The sequence below is a fragment of the Pseudomonas sp. GW456-L12 genome (genome assembly GCF_059424045.1).
Map to the genome: position 1 here is coordinate 156,055 of NZ_JBWKZA010000010.1, position 18,115 is coordinate 174,169.

Below are 18,115 nucleotides of genomic sequence, written 5' to 3' on the forward strand. Positions count from 1 at the left end.
GCTTACACCAAGGTGCCGGCCCGGGTCTTGCGGGGCGCTGTGAAGATTTGTCGCCTGCCCTCTCGCGCCTGCCGCGCAAGCGCGGGTGACGGGATGGGTCGCGACAATAAATTCATCGATCGAAAATAACTTATTGACCAAGGAGAACGATCGTTCTACTGTACGCCACATGAACGAAATCACTAGCAACGACACACGCGACATCATTCTGGATGTCACCGAAAAGTTGATCTATAAAAGTGGCATCGCCGCCACGGGCATGGATCTTCTGGTGAAGACCGCCGGCGTCTCCAGAAAGAGCATCTACCGCTACTTCACCACCAAGGACGAACTGGTGGTGGCCGCCCTGCAACGCCGCGACCTGCGCTGGATGCACTGGTTCACCAGCGAGGTCGGCAAGGCCCCAACGCCGGCCGCGCGCCTGCTCAACCTGTTCACGGTGCTGGGCGGCTGGTTCGCCTCGGAGGACTTTCGCGGCTGCGCCTTCATCAATACCAGCGGCGAGACCGGCGACCCGCAGGACCCGGTACGGGTGGTGGCCAGGGCGCACAAACAGAAACTGTTCGACTACGTGTTCGAGCTCTGCAAGGAACACGCCTCGGAAAAACCCGGCACCGAAGATCCGGAGGAGCAAGCCAGACAGTTGCTGATCCTGATTGACGGCGCCATTACCGTTGCACTTGTGATGGGTGATCGCAGTGCCGCCGATAATGCGCAATGCATGGCGCGAAAGTTATTGGACCTGTAATCGTTTAAAACAAGTTCGACACTGCTGAACCTCAACTTTCATTGGAGACTTTAAATGTCATCTAACGCTGAAGTTCGTCCGCCACTTCCCCCTTTCACCCGCGAATCGGCCATTGAAAAGGTCCGCCTGGCCGAAGACGGTTGGAACTCCCGCGACCCGCAGCGGGTGTCCCTGGCCTACACCCTGGACACCCAATGGCGTAACCGCGCCGAGTTCGCCCACAACCGTGAAGAAGCCAAGGGGTTTTTGACCCGCAAATGGGCCAAGGAGCTGGACTATCGCCTGATCAAGGAACTCTGGGCCTTTACCGACAACCGCATCGCCGTGCGTTACGCCTACGAATGGCACGACGACTCGGGCAACTGGTTCCGCTCCTACGGCAACGAGAACTGGGAGTTCGACGAGCACGGCCTGATGGCCAACCGCTACGCCTGCATCAACGACATGCCGATCAAGGAAAGCGAGCGCAAGTTCCACTGGCCGCTGGGCCGGCGCCCGGATGACCATCCGGGGCTGTCTGACCTGGGCCTGTAATCTTCTTCTGTAGGAGCGGCCGGTCGACGCTCGATTGCGCGCGATGCTGGCGACGCGGTGTGTCCGCTAAACCGCTATCGCGAGCAAGCTTCGCTCCTACAGTCCACCTCAAGCCGCGGCATCCTCGCGCTTCAGCGCCGCCTTGGCTTCCAGCTCGCGCACCAGTGGCAACACCCGCTTGCCGAAGTACTCCACCTCTTCCTGGAAATGCAGGAACCCCGCCAGCACCAGGTCCACGCCCACGGCCTTCAAGGCGACGATGCGCTCGGCGATCTGCTGCGGCGTGCCGATCAGGTTGGTCTTGAACCCGTCGTTGTACTGCACCAAGTCCTCGAAGGTGGATTTGGCCCAGTTGCCCTCGCCTTCCGGCGAGGCCTTGCCCGCCTGTTTCGCCGCGTCGCCAAAGGCGTTCACCGCTTCCGGATCGGCCTGGTCGATGATCTCGGCCAGCACCGCGTGTGCTTCCTCCTCGGTGTCGCGGGCAATCACGAAGGCATTGACCCCGACCTTCACCGAATGCTTGTTCGCCGCGGCCTTGGCGCGGATGTCGTCGACCTGGGCCTTGATGCCTTCCGGCGTGTTGCCGTTGGTGAAATACCAGTCGGAGACGCGTGCCGCCATGTCCCGCGCGGCGCGGGAACTGCCGCCCTGGAACACCTCCGGCTGGCCCAGCGGCTTGGGCTTGAGGCTGTAGTTGTCGAAACGATAGAAGTCGCCACGGAAGCTGAAGTTGTCCTGGTTCCAGATGCCCTTGAGGGAACGGATGAATTCTTCGGAACGCCGATAACGCTCGTCGTGCTCCAGCCAGTGTTCGCCGATGGCCTGGAATTCGCCCTTGAACCAGCCGCTGACGATGTTCACCGCGATCCGGCCATTAGTCAGCTGGTCGATGGTCGCCAGCTGCTTGGCCGCCAGCGCCGGTTGCCAGGGGCCGGGCAGGATCGCCGCGATCACCTTGAGCTTGTCGGTGGCGGCCAGCAGCGCATGGCTGAACGCCACGGACTCATGCTGGAACTCGGCGCCGTAGCCGGCGGTGAAGCGGATCTGGGTCAGGGCGTATTCGAAACCGGCGGCCTCGGCTAGCTGCGCCAGCTTGCGGTTGTAATCGATGCCCCAGTCGGTGCGCTGCTCGATCTTGCTGACCACCAGCCCGCCGCTGACGTTCGGTACCCAGTAGGCAAATTTGACGGCTTGCTGACTCATTGGCGTGTCCTCGCGACTGAAGTGTCCGGGGAACAGAGCAGCAACCGTGCCAGCCGGAAAACTCCAGGGCCACGCGCCCCTGTAGCCGCTGCCGCAGGCTGCGATCGGCTGCGATCGGCTGCGCAGCAGACGCTGCCTGTACCGACGCAGGAAGGCCCTTCGGGCCTTTTCGCAGCCTGCGGCAGCGGCTACAGGTAGACCGTCGAACCCGCCTGAACAGGTCGATTTGTTGATGCGCTGTTGGCTGGGCAACAGTTGCCAACCAGCCGCCCTGCGCCCGGCCCGCTGATTACAGCCACCCGCCTCCCGGCACGGACCGTGCAATCCCGTCCGCGCAAACCACGCTTTCACTGCCGACTCAAGGAGCTGTGCCCATGACCGAACACCAGGTGATCAATCCATTGTCCGTAGGCGTCGACTACGAAGCCCTGGCCGGGCGCTTCCGCCCGATCTTCAAGCGGATCGCCGCCAGCGCGGTGGAGCGCGAGCAATCGCGCAGCCTGCCGTACGAGGCGATCGGGTGGCTCAAGGAGGCCGGTTTTGGCGCGGTGCGGGTGCCGGTGGAATACGGTGGCGGCGGCGCCTCCCTGCCGCAGTTGTTCCAGTTGCTGATCGAACTGGCCGAGGCCGACTCCAACGTGCCGCAAGCCTTGCGCGGGCATTTCGCCTTTGCCGAGGACCGCCTCAACGCTGCCCCGGGGCCGGCACGGGACCTGTGGTTCAAGCGTTTCGTCGAGGGCGACATCGTCGGTTGCGCCTGGACCGAAATCGGCAGCGTGGCCATTGGCGAGGTGATCACCCAGGTCTCGCCGGCCGGCGACAAGTGGCGGCTCAACGGCGAGAAGTTCTACAGCACCGGGAGCATTTTCTCCGACTGGATCGATGTCTACGCCCGGCGCAGCGATACCGGTGGCGACGTGATCGCCGCGGTGCGCACCCGCCAGCCGGGCATCGTGCAGAGCGACGACTGGGACGGCTTCGGCCAGCGCACCACGGGCAGCGGCACCTCGCGCTTTGTCGATGCCGAGGTGGAGGCCGAGAACCTTATCGACTTCGCCACCCGCTTCAAATACCAGACCGCGTTCTATCAATTGGTGCTGCTGGCGACACTGGCGGGCGTCGGCCGTGCCGCGGTGCGCGATGTGGCTCACGAGGTGCGCGCGCGCAAGCGCATCTACAGCCACGGCAACGCGCCCCGGGCCAGCGAAGATGCCCAGGTGCAGCAAGTGGTCGGGGAAATCTCGGCCCTGGTGTATGCCGCCGAGGCCAGCGCGGTGCGCGCGGCGGAACCGGCGCAGCAGGCGTACCTGGCACGTTTTGCCGGGAATGACGAGGCAGAGCGGGCAGCCAATGTCGCCGCGGAAATCCAGTCGGCCACGGCCCAGGTGGTGGTCACCGAACTGATTCAGCGCGCCACCAGCGAGCTGTTCAATGCCCTGGGCGCTTCGGATATCCGCCAGGGCAAGGCCCTCGACCGTCACTGGCGCAACGCCCGTACCCTGTCGTCGCACAACCCGGTGATCTACAAGGCACGCATCGTCGGCGATTGGCTGATCAATGGCAGCGAACCGCCGTTCGTGTGGCAGATCGGCAACGGGCCGCAGCGCCAATAACAGCCTCACCGCCCTCAACGTAGGAGCGTCGACCGGCCGCTCCTACAGAATGGGGACGGTCGCGGTCGTGAAAGGTTATGGGTAAGATACCGACCTTTCGCGCAGCTCTTCTGCGCCCCGCCGAAATAAGTCGATCCCATGCCTTTCGAACTCAGCGTAGATTTGACCACCCTCGCCATTCTGGCCCTCGTCGCCTTCATTGCCGGCTTTATCGACGCCATTGCCGGCGGCGGCGGCCTGCTCACCACCCCGGCGCTGCTCACCGCCGGCCTGCCGCCGCACCTGGTGCTGGGCACCAACAAACTGAGTTCGACCTTTGGCTCAGCCACCGCCAGCTTCACCTTCTACCGGCGCAAGCTGTTTCACCCGCGGCAATGGACCCACGCCATCGTCGGCACCCTGGTGGGTGCGCTGACCGGCGCAGTGGTGGCCCATTACCTGCCGGCCGAATGGCTGAACAAGATGCTGCCGGTGATCGTCTTCGCCTGTGGCGTGTACCTGCTGTTCGGCGGCACGCCGAAAGCGCCGCTGGACAGCGAGGCGCCGATCAAGAAAAAGTGGCAATCGACCCAGGGCTTCAGCCTCGGTTTCTACGACGGCGTGGCCGGCCCCGGCACGGGCGCCTTCTGGACCGTCAGCAGCCTGCTGCTCTACCCCATCGACCTGGTCAAGGCCAGCGGCGTGGCGCGCAGCATGAACTTCGTCAGCAACGCGGCGGCGCTGTCGATCTTCATTTTCTCCGGCCAGGTGGATTGGGCCATCGGCCTGAGCATGGGCCTGTCGCTGATGGTCGGCGCCTTCTTCGGCGCCCGCACCGCCATCAGCGGCGGCGCGAAATTCATTCGCCCGGTGTTCATCACCGTGGTCCTGGGCCTGACCGTGCGCCTGGCCTGGCAGCACTGGTTCAGCGCCGTCTGACCCACTGAAACGACAGCGGGCGAACCCAGCGGATTCGCCCGCGCTGTTTGTTTCCAGCTCCTTCCAGCTTGCGTCCAGCCGGGGCTCAACCCGGCAATACAGGCTCCGCCAAGCCCAGGCGCCGGGCCACATACAGATCGATCAGGTAACGGGCAATCGAGCGTGACGCCGGCAGCGGCGGCAACGCATGCACGTTGAACCACTGCGCATCCTCGATCTCGTCTTCCTGCGGCACGATCTCGCCGCCGGCGTACTCGGCATGAAACCCCAGCATCATCGAATGCGGGAACGGCCAGCACTGGCTGCCGATGTACTGGATATTCTTGACCTCGATCTGCACCTCTTCGCGCACCTCGCGCACCAGGCAGTCCTCGGCCGACTCGCCCGGCTCGGCGAACCCGGCCAGGGTGCTGTAGACCCCGGGGACGAAACGCGGCGACCGCGCCAGCAACACCTCGTCGCCGCGAGTGATCAGCACGATCATGCTCGGCGAAATCCGCGGGTAGCTGCGCAGGTCGCAGGGCTCGCAGTACATCGCCCGCTCGCGCATCACCTGGGTCATGGGCTGGCCGCAGTTGCCGCAGAAGCGGTGCTCGCGGGCCCAGGTGCCGATCTGCGCGGCATAGCCCAGGACCTTGTACAGGGTGTGATCGCCGTCGAGCATGAACGCTCGCAGGCCTTTCCAGTTGCAGCCCGGCACCTCGGAAACGCTCTTGAGCTCCAGCAGGTACACCGGCTCGCCATCCAGGTGGCCGATGCCGTGCTCGGCGAGGATCGGCAGGTCCTGGCGCTTGAGCCATTCGCGGGGGAACAGCGCGCCGTTGTCGTCGAACAGAAAGCCCTGCGGGCCGCGGGCCACGGCCCAGCCGCCGGGAAGGTCGATATCCAGTACTGCGGTGGTCCAGCGTGAAGTCATGTTCAATCAGTCCAGAAATTCAGGTTTCTGTTTGCTCATATGGGCGGCCATGGCCACGCGCAGGTCGGTGGATTGCAGCATGGCGGCGTTCCAGGTAGCGATGTATTCCAGGCCGTCGTCGATGCGGTGGTCGCGCATGTAGCCGATCATTTCCTTGGTACCGCTGACGGCGATCGGCGACTTGCTGGCGATTTCCCGGGCAATGCCCATCACGCCATCGAGCAGGCTTTCGCTGTCGGCGTAGGTGCGATTGACCAGGCCGATGCTGCCTGCCTCCTCGGCGCCGAAGGTGCGCCCAGTGTAAGCCAGTTCGCGCAGCATGCCGTCACCGATGATACGCGGCAAACGTTGCAACGTGCCGACATCGGCGGCCATGCCGATATCGATTTCCTTGATCGAGAATTGCGCGTCCGCGGCGGCGTAGCGCATGTCGCAGGCGGCGATCAGGTCGATGGCGCCGCCCAGGCAGTAACCCTGGATCGCCGCCAGCACCGGCTTGCGGCAGTTGTCGACGGCATTGAAGGATGCCTGCAGCTGCAGGATCTTGCGCCGCAGCAGGCGCGCGTTGCGCCCGACGTCCTTGCCCAGTTCGTTGGCCACGCCCGCCAGCATCATCAGGTCGATGCCCGAGGAAAAGTGCTTGCCGGCGCCGCTCAGCACCACCACGCGGACCGCGTCGGTGTCGTCGATCCAGCGGAAGATCTCGATGATCTCGCTCCAGAACGCGGCGTTCATCGAGTTGATCTTTTCCGGCCGGTTGATCTGCACATGGGCGATGTTGTCAGCAAGTTCGACGCGAAAGGCTTGATATTCGGACATGGCAGCACTCCTTACCGGGCAAAAAAAATGAGGCCCGAACTATAGCAAGGGCCTGTGCCGCGCAGTAAGGCAGCGCATCGGCCAAAACCGGGACTGGCCACACAACGGCCTATCTATTCTCTATGTAGGAGCGAGCTTGCTCGCGATGAGCGCGTAGCGCTCAATTCCTGACCCGCGCGTACTCACAGGTGACACGGGGGATCTGCAAGGCGAGCGCTTTGCGCTCATCGCGAGCAAGCTCGCTCCTACAGGAGGGTTGCGGGCAGGAGGATTGGCGGATCACGGGATTTTGTGGGCCCAGAACGCCGCGGTTTCGTAAGGCACGCTGACCACGCATTTATCCCGCAGCTCCGGTTCTTCGGCGATCAAGGCGGCGATCTGCCGGTCGACCTCCGCCCTCTGCGCATCCGGCAAGGCCGCAATAAAGCTGGTGGAGCGCACCCGATCGAAAATCACGTTCTGCGGCGCGCCGCTGTGGCTGTTGCGAAAGTGCTGCTCCTGCAAGGGCGTGAAACTCGGATGGGGAAAGGCCTGGCGCCAGGCCCCGGTGTAATAGCGCGGCGTATCGCCTTGCAGGGCGTTGACGATCCGATCCAGGCGCTGCACCCACGGCACCCGCGCATCGCGCAGGTTCCACACCAGGCCCAGGCGGCCGCCCGGCTTGAGCACCCGGGCGATTTCGCTCAACGCTTCATGGCTGGCAAACCAGTGAAAGGCCTGGGCGCAGACCACGGCGTCCACCGATTCGTCGGCCAGCGCAATAGCAGTGGCGGTGCCGCTCAGGGCTTCGGCCTGGGGGTAGCTGGCGGCGAGCCTGGCGCGCATCTGCGCCACTGGCTCCACGGCAATCACCCGCGCCCCGGTGGCCAGCAGGCGCCCGGTGAACTTGCCGGTGCCGGCGCCGAGATCGACCGCCACCTGGCCGGCCTGCAAGCCCAGGCTTGTGCGCAGCCACTGGTCCAGTGCCGGCGGGTAGTCCGGGCGGCCACGCACGTAGGTGTCGGCCGCGCCCTTGTAGCCGTCGGCAGCAGCATGATGGATCGCAGGTTGCGGGTCTTTCATCGGTCGGCTCCAGATCATTGGCCAGTGCTGCCCAGCATAGCCCCGCCCAGGCGACTGACGGCATGAAAAATCTGTCAGTTTGGGCAGCGCGGCCAGGGCGATGGACCTTTAATGGAGGGACCGCTATCCGCATGGAGACCGCGCGATGAACCTCCCTCCCCTCGCCTTCGGCGCCCCGCTGCTGCTCGCCGGCAGCCTGCTGACGACCTTGCTGGCGGTCGCCGCCAACTGCCCGGACGGCCAGGTCTGGGACAGCAAGAACCAGCGCTGCGTCAGCCAGCGCACCACCCGGCTACCGGACGCCGACCGCACCGACCAGGCCAGTGGCCTGCTCCCCAATGACCGCTACGAAGAGGCCATCGCCGCTGGCGGCAAGACCCGAGGTCAGTCGATTCCCACGCCCTGACCGGCGGAACGGCGCCATGGAACGGGCACGCTATGCTCTGGGAGAATGGACTCATTGCTCAACCCAGGGAGCTTGCACATGCCTACTGCCAAAACTGCCAGCAGCCGTCGCTCACGCAAGGCGCTGCTGGTCATCGACGTACAGAACGACTTCATCCCCGGTGGCGCGCTGGCCGTGCCCGGAGGCGACCAGATCGTGCCCTTGATCAATCGCCTGGGCAGCCACTTCAAGCAGGTGGTGATCGCCCAGGACTGGCACCCGGCCGGGCATATCTCGTTCGCCTCCAGCCACGACGGCCACGCACCGAACGACATCATCCAATTGCCCTATGGTCCGCAGGTGCTCTGGCCGGACCATTGCGTGCAGGCCAGCCGTGGCGCCGAACTGCACCCCAAGCTCAACCTGCCCCACGCCCAGTTGATCCTGCGCAAGGGCTGCAATCCGGATATCGACAGTTACTCGGCCTTCGTCGAGGCGGACCGCAGCACCACGACCGGCCTGGCCGGCTACCTGAGCCAGCGCGGCATCGACACGGTGTATCTGGTGGGGCTGGCCCTGGACTATTGCGTGGCCTGGTCGGCGCTGGATGCGCGGGCGGCGGGGTTCAATACCTTCGTGATCGTCGACGCCTGCCGGGCCATCGACATGGACGGCTCGCTGGACAAGGCCACCCGGCAGATGCGCGCGGCGGGGGTGAACCTGATCAAGGCCAGCGAGCTGCAGCCGACCGCATTGTGCTGATGCAACACCTTCCCTAAACGCCGGTGTGCCGGGCATTCCCCGTCGCCGGAGGTGCCCGGCAAGGCTCAGGCCGGCATCGGCAGCCACAGGCGGAAACGCGCGCCGCCCAGCGGTGAGGCTTCGACGGTCAGGGTCCCGCCCTGGGCTTCCAGGGCCCGGCGGCTGATGGCCAGGCCGAGGCCGAAGCCGCCAGTGGCGCGATCGCGGCTGCGGTCCAGGCGGTAAAAGGGTTCGAACACCCGCTCGCGCTCGTCGTCGGGAATGCCGATGCCATCGTCGTCGACCCAGATTTCACAGCCGCGCTCGCTGACGTGCACCCCCACCTGGATACGCTTTTCGCAATAGCGCGTGGCGTTGCGCAGCAGGTTCTGGATCGCCCGAGCGGTCAGCCGCGGGTCGAGGCTGAAGCGCTCCAGGCTGCCGTGCAGCAGTACATCGATGACGATGTCCGGGGATTCCAACTCGTCGTCGACGCTGCCGAGGATGCTGTCGATGAACTCGTCCAGCGACACCTCGACCTGCTCCGGCAACTGCGCCGGGATCTGCAGACGGCTGTAGGACAGCAGCTCGAGCACCAGTTCGTCCAGCTCGCGAATATGCGCCACCAGCCCTTGCAGGCGCTCGCGGCTGGTGGCCGGCAGGTCGTCGGAGAGCGCCAGCGCCAGGCCGAAGTCGAGCCGGGTCAAGGGCGTGCGCAGCTCGTGGGACACCGCGTTGAGCAGGTCGCGTTGCTGGTTCAGCAGGTTCTCGATGTCGCCGGCCATGGTATCGAAGACATTGGCCAGGCTGCCGATGTTGGAGCTTGCGGAAATCTGCGTGCGCTCGCTCAAATGGCCCTTGCCGAAACGCTCGGCGGCGTGCTTCAGCCGCTCCAGGTCGCGCCAGTGCGGCCGCAGCCAGAGCAACAGGCAGGCGAGCATGGTCGCGCCGATCAGCACGTTGATGCTCCAGTACAGCAGGCTGACGTCGATCGGGTCCGGCGGCACCACCATCTGCACTGCCATCTGCTCGTCCAGCGGCGCCACCGCGAGGGTGCGCCAGCCCCAGTCGCCGACCCGCACCACGTTCTCGCCGCGTTGCAGGCGTTCGCGCTCGTACAGGGTGAAATCGGCGTCATCGTTGCGGGTCAGGACGATGTGCAGCGGCTGGAATTCCTGGTCCATTTCCGCGGCCAGGGCCGGCCACTGCTCTGAGGGCACGCCGCGAAACTGCTTGACGATCAGGGTCTGCAGGCCCCGGGAATAATCCAGGTTGTAAGTGACGAAACGCTCGTGGAAGACCTTCACCACCAGCTCCGGCACCAGGTAGATTGCCGCGCTGAACGAGACGATGGTCACCAGGTACAGGCGAATCAGGATTCTCAGCATCGACTCAGCATTCCCATTCGGAACGGCTGAACAAGTAACCCTTGCCCCACACGGTCTTGATCTTGCGCGCCTCGCCGGCATGGTCGTCGAACTTGCGCCGCAGCTTGGAAATCGCCACGTCCACCGAGCGGTCGGTGCCGTTGAACTCGATGCCCCGCAGGCGTTGCAGGATCTGGTCGCGGCTCAGCACCTCGCCGGCATGCCGGGCCAGCACCACCAGCAGGTTGTATTCGCCGCTGGACAGCTCCACCAACTGGTCGCGCCAGCTCACGGTGCGCTCCGACAGGTCGATGCACAGGTTGCCCATGAGGATCCGGTCGCTGGCGGTCTGCGGCTCGCCGAGGCTGCTGCGGCGCAACAAGGTGCGCACTCGCGCCAGCAGCACCCGCGGCTCGCAAGGCTTTGTCACATAATCGTCGGCGCCCATTTCCAGACCCAGCACCTGATCATGGCTATCATCACGGGCGGTCAGCATCAGGATCGGCAGCGACGCCGAATCGGCCCGCAGCAGGCGGCAGACCTGCAGGCCGTCCAGGCCGGGCAACATCAGGTCGAGAATCACCAGGTCCGGCGGGTTGACCCGCGCCCGTTCGCGCACCTGGTCGCCGCGGCTGATGACATTGACCTGATAGCCGTTGCGCTCCAGGTAACTGGCGATCAGTTCGGAGAGCGCGGAGTCGTCTTCGACCAGAAGGATGTTGGGCATGGGGATTGAAGTCTTTGAGTGAATAAAAACACAGCGACAACGTTCCTTAGAATGTTCCCTGGGAAGCCGTCGCCCGATCAGCGAGGCACAAAGGATATACAACCTCGCGCCCGCCCGAGCATTCGTTTCACACTTTTTCACACAGCACCTACACAGCTTCACAGCGGTCCTGGCGGCATGCCCTTAGCATGCCGCAGTCATCATTGGGGTATCAGCATGTCGAAAAACCTGTTTGCGCCGTTCTGCCTGTTGTTGCTGGCAGCCGCGCTGAGCGCTTGCGACCAGGCCTCCACCGCCGAAGAACAGGCGCCGTTGGCCAAGGTCCGGATCGAAACCGTCGAGACTCGCCCGCTGTCGATCAGCAGCGAACTGAGCGGGCGCATCGCCGCGCCGCGTATCGCCGAGGTGCGCGCACGGGTGGCCGGGGTGGTGCTGCAACGGACCTTCCGCGAAGGCACCGACGTCAAGCAGGGCGACGTGCTGTTTCGCATCGATCCGGCACCGTTCAAGGCCGACCTCGACAGTGCCCTGGCCAGCCTGCGCAAGGCCGAGGCCAACGCCTTCCAGGCCCGCTTGCAGGAGCAGCGCTACGCCCAGCTGATCGAAGACCAGGCCATCAGCGCCCAGGAATACGACAACGCCCGGGCCAACGCGCGCCAGACTGCCGCCGACGTAGCCGCCAACCAGGCCGCCGTGCAGCGCGCCCGGCTGAACCTGGGCTATGCCACCGTCACCGCGCCGATTTCCGGGCGCGTCGGCCGCGCCCTGGTCACCGAAGGCGCACTGGTGGGCCAGAACGAAACCACGCCGCTGGCGCTGATCCAGCAACTGGACCCGATCCACGCCGACCTCACCCAGTCGACCCGCGAGCTCAACGACCTGCGCCGCGCCTTCCGCGCCGGCCAGTTGCAGCAGGTCGGCCAGGACCAGGCCAAGGCCACGCTGATCCAGGACGACGGCAGCCTCTACCCGCTGCCGGGCAAGCTGCTGTTCGCCGACCTCAGCGTCGACCCGAGCACCGGCCAGATCATCCTGCGCAGCGAGTTCCCCAACCCGGACCTCGACCTGCTGCCCGGCAGCTTCATTCGCGTACGCCTGGAGCAGGCGGTGAACCGCCAGGGCATCAGCGTGCCGCAGCGGGCCATCCAGCGCGACAGCGCCGGCATCGCCCAGGTGCTGCTGGTGGATGCCGAGCAGCGGGTGGTGCAGCGTCCGGTGCAACTGGGCGCCGTGCAACAGGACCGCTGGATCGTCAGCGACGGCCTCAAGGCCGGCGACCGTATCGTCGTCGAGGGCCTGCAGCACGCCCGTCCGGGCGAAAAGGTGCAGATCGACGACAGCCCTCTTCCCCTTGCCCAGACCACTGGACAGTAGGTAGGAACCCTCATGCCGCAATTCTTTATCGACCGTCCGGTGTTCGCCTGGGTGGTCGCCCTGTTTATCCTGCTGGCCGGCGCCCTTTCCATCCCGCAGTTGCCGGTGGCGCAGTACCCCAACGTCGCCCCGCCGAGCATCGAGATCTACGCCGTGTACCCGGGCGCCTCGGCGCAGACCGTGGACGAAAGCGTGGTCAGCCTGATCGAGGAAGAGCTCAACGGCGCCGACCACCTGCTGTACTTCTCGTCCCAGAGCAGCCTGGGCAGCGCCACCATCACCGCCACCTTCCAGCCGGGCACCAACCCGGAAATGGCCCAGGTCGACGTGCAGAACCGCCTCAAGGTGGTCGAGCCGCGCCTGCCGCAAGCGGTGACCCAACAGGGCCTGCAGGTGGAAAAGGTCTCGGCCGGTTTCCTGCTGCTGATCACCCTCACCTCCAGCGACGGCAAGCTCGACGACACCGCGCTCAGCGACTATCTGGCGCGTAACGTGATGAACGAGATCCGCCGCCTGGACGGGGTCGGCAAGGCCCAGCTGTACGGCGCCGAGCGCGCCATGCGGGTGTGGATCGACCCGCAGAAGCTGATCGGCTTCAACCTGACCCCGGCCGACGTCAACGCGGCGATCGTCGCGCAGAACGCCCAGGTCTCGGCCGGCAGCATCGGCGACCTGCCGAGCCACTCGAGCCAGGAAATCACCGCCACGGTATTGGTCAAGGGCCAGCTGTCGACCCCGCAAGAGTTCGCCGACATCGTCCTGCGGGCCAATCCGGACGGCTCCACCGTGCGCATCGGCGACGTCGCCCGGGTGGAAGTCGGCAGCCAGGAATACCAGTTCTCCACCCGCCTCAACGGCAAGCCTTCCACTGCGGTCGGCGTGCAGCTGTCGCCGGGGGCCAACGCCCTGAGCACCGCGACCCTGATCCGGGCGAAGATGGACGAGCTGTCGCGCTACTTCCCGGCCGGCGTGGAATACAAGATCCCCTACGACACCTCGCCCTTCGTCAAGGTCTCGATCACCAAGGTGGTCTACACCCTGGGCGAAGCCATGTTGCTGGTGTTCGCGGTGATGTTCCTGTTCCTGCAGAACATCCGCTATACGCTGATCCCGACCCTGGTGGTGCCGGTGGCACTCATGGGCACCTTCGCCACCATGCTGGCGCTGGGTTTCTCGATCAACGTGCTGACCATGTTCGGCATGGTCCTGGCCATCGGCATCCTGGTGGACGACGCCATTGTGGTGGTGGAGAACGTCGAACGGATCATGGCCAGCGAGGGCCTGTCGCCCAGGGAGGCGACGCGCAAGGCGATGCAACAGATCACCGGCGCCATCGTCGGCATCACCCTGGTGCTGGTGGCGGTGTTCCTGCCGATGGCCTTCATGCCGGGTTCGGTGGGCGTCATCTACCAGCAGTTCTCGCTGTCGATGGCCACCTCGATCCTGTTCTCGGCCTTCCTCGCCCTGACCCTGACCCCGGCCCTGTGCGCCACCCTGCTCAAGCCGATCGCCAAGGGCGAGCACCATGAAAAAGGCGGCTTCTTCGGCTGGTTCAACCGGCGCTTCGAAAACCTCAGCGACGGCTACCAGCGCTGGGTCGCCTATGCGCTGAAACGCTGCGGCCGCTACCTGCTGGTGTACGGCGTGCTGCTGGTGGGCCTGGGGCTGCTGTTCAGCCGCCTGCCCTCTTCGTTCCTGCCGGTGGAAGACCAGGGCTACACCATCACCGACATCCAGTTGCCACCGGGCGCGAGCAAGAACCGCACAATCCAGGTGGTGGAACAGATCGAGGCGCACAACGCCAGCGAGCCGGGGGTCGGCGACAGCACGGTGATTCTCGGCTTCAGCTTCTCCGGCAGCGGGCAGAACGCCGCACTGACCTTCACCACCCTCAAGGACTGGTCGCAGCGCGGCAGCGACGACTCGGCGCAATCCATCGCCGACCGGGCCAACGCCGCCTTCAGTGAAATCAAGGACGCGGTGTCCTACGCCGTGCTGCCACCGCCGGTGGACGGCCTGGGCACCTCCAGCGGCTTCGAGTTCCGCCTGCAGGACCGCGGCGGCCTCGGCCATGCCGCGCTGATGCAGGCCCGCACCGACTTGCTGGCCGCCGCGGAAAAGAGCCCGATCCTCATCAACGTGCGCGAAAGCGCCCTGGCCGAGGCGCCGCAGGTGCACCTGGAAGTCGACCGCAAGCAGGCCAATGCCCTGGGCGTGTCCTTTGCCGACATCGGCAATGTGCTGTCCACCGCGGTCGGTTCCAGCTACATCAACGACTTCCCCAACCAGGGGCGGATGCAGCGGGTGGTGGTCCAGGCCGAGGGCGATCGACGCAGCCAGGTGGAAGACCTGCTGAAGATCAACGTGCGCAACAACCTCGGCAAGATGGTGCCGCTGTCGGCCTTTGCCCAGGCGCGCTGGACCCAGGGCCCGACCCAGTTGACCCGCTACAACGGCTACCCGGCCATCAGCATTTCCGGCGAGCCGAGCGCGGGCCACAGCACCGGCGAGGCCATGGCGGAAATCGAGCGCCTGGTAAGCCAGCTGCCCACCGGCCTGGGCCAGGAATGGACCGGCCTGTCGTTGCAGGAACGCCTGTCCGGCAGCCAGGCGCCGCTGTTGCTCGGGCTGTCGTTGCTGATCGTGTTCCTATGCCTGGCGGCGCTGTACGAGAGCTGGTCGATTCCGACCTCGGTGCTGCTGGTGGTGCCCCTGGGTGTGCTCGGCGCGGTGCTGGCAGTGACCCTGCGCGGCATGCCCAACGACGTGTTCTTCAAGGTCGGACTGATCACCATCATCGGCCTGTCGGCGAAAAACGCGATCCTGATCATCGAGTTCGCCAAGAGCCTGTACGACGAAGGCCACGACCTGGTGGACGCCACGGTGCAGGCCGCGCGCCTGCGCCTGCGGCCGATCGTCATGACCTCGCTGGCGTTCATCCTCGGCGTGGTGCCCCTGGCCATCGCCAGCGGCGCCAGTTCGGCCAGTCAGCAGGCCATCGGCACCGGGGTGATCGGCGGCATGATCACCGCGACCCTGGCGGTGGTATTCGTGCCGGTGTTCTTCGTGGTGGTGATGAGGCTGGTCAGGCGCAACGGCAAACAAGCGGTGAGCGTCACGACGCCAGGAGCGGCCGAATAGTCATGCGGCGACGAGTCTTCAGCGTACCGCGTGATCGTTGAAGGCTTATCGAGCGATCGTTGAAGATTCATCAAGTCATCGTTGAAGGCTTATCGAGTGACCGTTGAAGGCTTATCAAGCCATCGTTGAAGACTCATCGCGAGCAAGCTTCGCTCCTACACAAGAGCCATGTAACCGCAGGGGCCCCGCCCCTGCGGCGACGGCATGCTAAGGTTTGCGGCAAATCCGCCACTGCGAGCCGCCATGTCCCTTCTTGTACGTACCCACCCTCGCCTGACCATCGGCGCCCTTATCGGCCTGGCCGCGGGCGTCCTGGTGCCGGCCGACACCCTGATCAGCAAGATTCTCATCGGCTGGAACGCCGGGGTCTGGAGCTACCTGGCGCTGATGTGCTGGCTCACCGCGCGCTCCAAAGCCGACGATGTGAAACGCATTGCCGAGGTCGAGGACGAAAACGCCGGGCTGGTGCTGCTCATGGTCTGCATCGCGGCCATCGCCAGCCTCGCCGCCATCACCCTCTCGCTGTCCGGCAGCAAGGACCTGGAAACCGGCCGGCGCCTGCTGCACTACGCCTTTACCGGCCTCACGGTGATCGGCTCCTGGCTGCTGATCGGGGTGATCTTCAGCGTGCACTACGCCCGCCTCTACTACACCTGGAACGGCAAGGACCCGGCCCTGCGCTTTCCCGAAGGCCTGACCACCCCCAATTACTGGGACTTCCTGTACTTCTCCTTCACCATCGGCGTGGCGGTGCAGACTTCCGACGTCGGCGTCGCCACCCGCGAACTGCGCAAGATCGTCCTGGCCCAGTCGCTGATCGGTTTTCTGTTCAACACCGCGATCCTCGGGTTTTCCATCAACATCGCCGCCGGGCTGTTCGGTTGAAGTCGCACAAATCTTCTAGACCCGCCCTGGCCGGCGGGCGCTAACTGTCACGCTCGCCCTTGCCACGGACACGCCATGAACGCGCACAACTGGATCGATCTGGCCCAGGACGCCGATACCGGCATCGAAACCCTGCGCGCCCATTTCACCGGCCATGCCTACGACCCTCACTGGCATGACAGCTACCTGGTGGGCGTGACCGAAGAGGGCGTGCAGCAATTCCACTGCCGGCGCGAGCGTTTTCACAGCACCCCGGGCAAGGTGTTCCTGCTCGAGCCCGGGGAAATCCACGACGGCGATGCCCCCACCGAAAGCGGCTTCACCTACCGCATGCTGTACCTCGACCCGAACTGGCTGGAGCGTGAGCTGAGCGCGCTGTTCGAAGAGGCGCCGGCCGACAGCCAGCTGAGTTTCGCCACCACCCTGGCCAGCGACCAGCGCCTGGCCCTGGCCACCAGCAATGCCTTCCACAGCCTGCACCACGGCGAGCTGCGCATCGTCCGCCAGAGCGCCATGGACCAGTTGCTCGACCAGCTCACCGGCCACCTGCACTGGCGCAAGCGCTACCACGCAGACCCGCGCCTGCCCCTGGTGGCGCACAAGGCCCGCGACTACCTGCATGCCCACGCCCAGCAGGACATCAGCCTGGACGAGCTGGGCGCGGTCTGCGGCGTCGATCGCTTCCGCCTGACCCGCGCCTTCAAGGCCGCCTATGGCCTGCCGCCCCACGCTTACCTGGTGCAGTTGCGCCTAGCCAAGGCCCGACGCCTGCTGGCCCGCGGCGAACAGCCGGCCGAGGTGGCCATGGCCCTGGGGTTCGCCGACCAGAGCCATATGGGCCGCTGGTTCGTCCGCGCCTATGGCCTGACCCCGGCGGCCTACCGCAAGCGCTGCTCAAACCTTCCAGACGCCTGAACCCGCACCGGCGAAGATCGGCTCCCTCGATCTTCACTGGAGCCTGCCCACGATGTTCTCCTTCTTACCTTCCCTGCCCAGCCTGCTGCCCTTCCTGCTGTTCGCCTTCGTGGCCTCGATCACCCCGGGGCCGACCAATATCCTGGTGCTGAGCAACAGCGCCCGCTACGGGTTCAAGGCCGCGCTGCCGATCGTTGTCGGCGCCTGTGTGGCCGCCGCCGGCATAGTCATGCTGGTGGGTAGCGGCCTCGGCCGCACGCTGATGGAAGTGCCCGGCCTGCAGAGCGCCATGCGCTGGGCCGGGGTGATCTGGTTAAGCTACCTGGCCTGGCAGATCTTCCGTGCCCCGGCCGCGTCCCTCGACCCACAAGCGGACACCCACCACCGGCGCCTGGGCCTGCTCGGCGCCGCCAGCCTGCAACTGGTCAACCCGAAAACCTGGATGATGGCCCTGGCCGTGATCAGTGTGTTCGCCGGCAACGGCAGCGAACGCCAGGACCAGGTGTTGTACCTGTCGCTGGTGTTTTTCCTGGTGTCCCTGCCCTGCCTCGGCGCCTGGGCGCTGCTCGGCGCCGGCTCCGCCCGGCTGCTGCGTTCGCCGCTGGCCCTGCAGCGTTTCAACCAGGGCATGGCGCTGTTGCTGCTGGTCTCGGCCTGGGCGAGCCTGTGGGCCTGAAGGGGCTGGCCGCCGTCGCCCCAGTGCAAAAGCCAGTCGCCTCAGGGCGCGTTCATAACGGCCAGGGTTACCTAAAGTGGTGGGCACGGCG

The 18,115-nt window shown here is 65.4% G+C and carries 17 protein-coding genes; 11 read left to right on the forward strand and 6 right to left on the reverse strand.

The window, feature by feature from the left end:
• The first annotated feature begins 169 nt into the window (after positions 1-169).
• Together AC07Y9_RS15525 and AC07Y9_RS15530 are read left to right on the forward strand one after the other, a co-directional pair.
• Positions 170-748: a TetR/AcrR family transcriptional regulator gene (locus tag AC07Y9_RS15525; RefSeq protein ID WP_102680376.1), complete on the forward strand. Its 579-nt coding sequence runs from the start codon at positions 170-172 to the stop codon at positions 746-748.
• A 54-nt stretch (positions 749-802) separates the two neighbouring features.
• Complete coding sequence (locus AC07Y9_RS15530; RefSeq protein WP_053261441.1) at positions 803-1,282, forward strand: nuclear transport factor 2 family protein; 480 nt, start codon at positions 803-805, stop codon at positions 1,280-1,282.
• A 108-nt stretch (positions 1,283-1,390) separates the two neighbouring features.
• Here the strand turns inward: AC07Y9_RS15530 and sfnG are convergent, their stop codons facing one another.
• Positions 1,391-2,485, reverse strand: a complete 1,095-nt coding sequence (gene sfnG / locus AC07Y9_RS15535) for a dimethylsulfone monooxygenase SfnG (protein ID WP_102680377.1) — start codon at positions 2,483-2,485, stop codon at positions 1,391-1,393.
• 374 nt (positions 2,486-2,859) lie between these two features.
• On the opposite strand from sfnG, the gene AC07Y9_RS15540 reads away from it, so the two are divergent.
• Together AC07Y9_RS15540 and AC07Y9_RS15545 are read left to right on the forward strand one after the other, a co-directional pair.
• Positions 2,860-4,098, forward strand: a complete 1,239-nt coding sequence (locus tag AC07Y9_RS15540; protein ID WP_102680378.1) for an acyl-CoA dehydrogenase family protein — start codon at positions 2,860-2,862, stop codon at positions 4,096-4,098.
• A gap of 138 nt (positions 4,099-4,236) precedes the next feature.
• Positions 4,237-5,016, forward strand: coding sequence for a TSUP family transporter (locus AC07Y9_RS15545; RefSeq protein ID WP_009044159.1), 780 nt, complete (start codon positions 4,237-4,239; stop codon positions 5,014-5,016).
• Positions 5,017-5,101: 85 nt separating this feature from the next.
• Here AC07Y9_RS15545 and nudC read toward each other — a convergent pair whose 3' ends face one another.
• The 3 genes from nudC to AC07Y9_RS15560 all read right to left on the reverse strand — a co-directional run bounded on the left by nudC (position 5,102) and on the right by AC07Y9_RS15560 (position 7,813).
• The gene (nudC, locus tag AC07Y9_RS15550; protein WP_009049279.1) at positions 5,102-5,932 is read right to left on the reverse strand and encodes an NAD(+) diphosphatase; all 831 of its coding nucleotides are present in this window, start codon (positions 5,930-5,932) and stop codon (positions 5,102-5,104) included.
• A 6-nt stretch (positions 5,933-5,938) separates the two neighbouring features.
• Positions 5,939-6,751, reverse strand: a complete 813-nt coding sequence (locus AC07Y9_RS15555; protein WP_102680379.1) for a crotonase/enoyl-CoA hydratase family protein — start codon at positions 6,749-6,751, stop codon at positions 5,939-5,941.
• Positions 6,752-7,030: 279 nt separating this feature from the next.
• Positions 7,031-7,813 (reverse strand): class I SAM-dependent methyltransferase, encoded by a 783-nt coding sequence (locus AC07Y9_RS15560; protein WP_007926533.1) that lies wholly within the window; start codon positions 7,811-7,813, stop codon positions 7,031-7,033.
• A gap of 145 nt (positions 7,814-7,958) precedes the next feature.
• Here AC07Y9_RS15560 and AC07Y9_RS15565 point away from each other — a divergent pair, with 145 nt between their 5' ends.
• Both AC07Y9_RS15565 and pncA read left to right on the forward strand, forming a co-directional pair.
• Positions 7,959-8,219 (forward strand): hypothetical protein, encoded by a 261-nt coding sequence (locus AC07Y9_RS15565; RefSeq protein WP_102690462.1) that lies wholly within the window; start codon positions 7,959-7,961, stop codon positions 8,217-8,219.
• Between the two features lie 78 nt (positions 8,220-8,297).
• Positions 8,298-8,960: a bifunctional nicotinamidase/pyrazinamidase gene (gene pncA / locus AC07Y9_RS15570; protein ID WP_053261447.1), complete on the forward strand. Its 663-nt coding sequence runs from the start codon at positions 8,298-8,300 to the stop codon at positions 8,958-8,960.
• Between the two features lie 65 nt (positions 8,961-9,025).
• On the opposite strand, the gene AC07Y9_RS15575 is transcribed toward pncA, so the two are convergent.
• Together AC07Y9_RS15575 and AC07Y9_RS15580 are read right to left on the reverse strand one after the other, a co-directional pair.
• Positions 9,026-10,327, reverse strand: coding sequence for an ATP-binding protein (locus AC07Y9_RS15575; RefSeq protein WP_087090643.1), 1,302 nt, complete (start codon positions 10,325-10,327; stop codon positions 9,026-9,028).
• Positions 10,328-10,331: 4 nt separating this feature from the next.
• A complete protein-coding gene (locus AC07Y9_RS15580) occupies positions 10,332-11,033 on the reverse strand; it encodes a response regulator (protein WP_009044166.1) in 702 nt (233 codons plus the stop codon).
• A gap of 216 nt (positions 11,034-11,249) precedes the next feature.
• Here AC07Y9_RS15580 and AC07Y9_RS15585 point away from each other — a divergent pair, with 216 nt between their 5' ends.
• The 5 genes from AC07Y9_RS15585 (at position 11,250) to AC07Y9_RS15605 (ending at position 18,024) form a co-directional block, all read left to right on the forward strand.
• The gene (locus AC07Y9_RS15585) at positions 11,250-12,407 is read left to right on the forward strand and encodes an efflux RND transporter periplasmic adaptor subunit (protein WP_087090641.1); all 1,158 of its coding nucleotides are present in this window, start codon (positions 11,250-11,252) and stop codon (positions 12,405-12,407) included.
• A 12-nt stretch (positions 12,408-12,419) separates the two neighbouring features.
• Positions 12,420-15,548: a multidrug efflux RND transporter permease subunit gene (locus tag AC07Y9_RS15590; RefSeq protein ID WP_102680381.1), complete on the forward strand. Its 3,129-nt coding sequence runs from the start codon at positions 12,420-12,422 to the stop codon at positions 15,546-15,548.
• 243 nt (positions 15,549-15,791) lie between these two features.
• A complete protein-coding gene (locus tag AC07Y9_RS15595; RefSeq protein WP_007923170.1) occupies positions 15,792-16,433 on the forward strand; it encodes a DUF1345 domain-containing protein in 642 nt (213 codons plus the stop codon).
• A 75-nt stretch (positions 16,434-16,508) separates the two neighbouring features.
• Positions 16,509-17,348, forward strand: a complete 840-nt coding sequence (locus AC07Y9_RS15600) for an AraC family transcriptional regulator (RefSeq protein WP_102680382.1) — start codon at positions 16,509-16,511, stop codon at positions 17,346-17,348.
• Between the two features lie 52 nt (positions 17,349-17,400).
• Positions 17,401-18,024, forward strand: coding sequence for a LysE family translocator (locus tag AC07Y9_RS15605; protein WP_102680383.1), 624 nt, complete (start codon positions 17,401-17,403; stop codon positions 18,022-18,024).
• The last annotated feature ends 91 nt before the right edge of the window (positions 18,025-18,115 follow it).

Bases quoted from the DNA above. Each gene is read 5' to 3' on its own strand.
- nudC (WP_009049279.1), bottom strand. From the start codon at position 5,932: ATGACTTCACGCTGGACCACCGCAGTACTGGATATCGACCTTCCCGGC.
- AC07Y9_RS15600 (WP_102680382.1), top strand. From the start codon at position 16,509: ATGAACGCGCACAACTGGATCGATCTGGCCCAGGACGCCGATACCGGC.
- AC07Y9_RS15540 (WP_102680378.1), top strand. From the start codon at position 2,860: ATGACCGAACACCAGGTGATCAATCCATTGTCCGTAGGCGTCGACTAC.
- AC07Y9_RS15605 (WP_102680383.1), top strand. From the start codon at position 17,401: ATGTTCTCCTTCTTACCTTCCCTGCCCAGCCTGCTGCCCTTCCTGCTG.
- AC07Y9_RS15590 (WP_102680381.1), top strand. From the start codon at position 12,420: ATGCCGCAATTCTTTATCGACCGTCCGGTGTTCGCCTGGGTGGTCGCC.
- AC07Y9_RS15525 (WP_102680376.1), top strand. From the start codon at position 170: ATGAACGAAATCACTAGCAACGACACACGCGACATCATTCTGGATGTC.
- AC07Y9_RS15565 (WP_102690462.1), top strand. From the start codon at position 7,959: ATGAACCTCCCTCCCCTCGCCTTCGGCGCCCCGCTGCTGCTCGCCGGC.
- AC07Y9_RS15575 (WP_087090643.1), bottom strand. From the start codon at position 10,327: ATGCTGAGAATCCTGATTCGCCTGTACCTGGTGACCATCGTCTCGTTC.
- AC07Y9_RS15555 (WP_102680379.1), bottom strand. From the start codon at position 6,751: ATGTCCGAATATCAAGCCTTTCGCGTCGAACTTGCTGACAACATCGCC.
- AC07Y9_RS15530 (WP_053261441.1), top strand. From the start codon at position 803: ATGTCATCTAACGCTGAAGTTCGTCCGCCACTTCCCCCTTTCACCCGC.
- sfnG (WP_102680377.1), bottom strand. From the start codon at position 2,485: ATGAGTCAGCAAGCCGTCAAATTTGCCTACTGGGTACCGAACGTCAGC.
- AC07Y9_RS15580 (WP_009044166.1), bottom strand. From the start codon at position 11,033: ATGCCCAACATCCTTCTGGTCGAAGACGACTCCGCGCTCTCCGAACTG.
- AC07Y9_RS15545 (WP_009044159.1), top strand. From the start codon at position 4,237: ATGCCTTTCGAACTCAGCGTAGATTTGACCACCCTCGCCATTCTGGCC.
- pncA (WP_053261447.1), top strand. From the start codon at position 8,298: ATGCCTACTGCCAAAACTGCCAGCAGCCGTCGCTCACGCAAGGCGCTG.
- AC07Y9_RS15595 (WP_007923170.1), top strand. From the start codon at position 15,792: ATGTCCCTTCTTGTACGTACCCACCCTCGCCTGACCATCGGCGCCCTT.
- AC07Y9_RS15585 (WP_087090641.1), top strand. From the start codon at position 11,250: ATGTCGAAAAACCTGTTTGCGCCGTTCTGCCTGTTGTTGCTGGCAGCC.
- AC07Y9_RS15560 (WP_007926533.1), bottom strand. From the start codon at position 7,813: ATGAAAGACCCGCAACCTGCGATCCATCATGCTGCTGCCGACGGCTAC.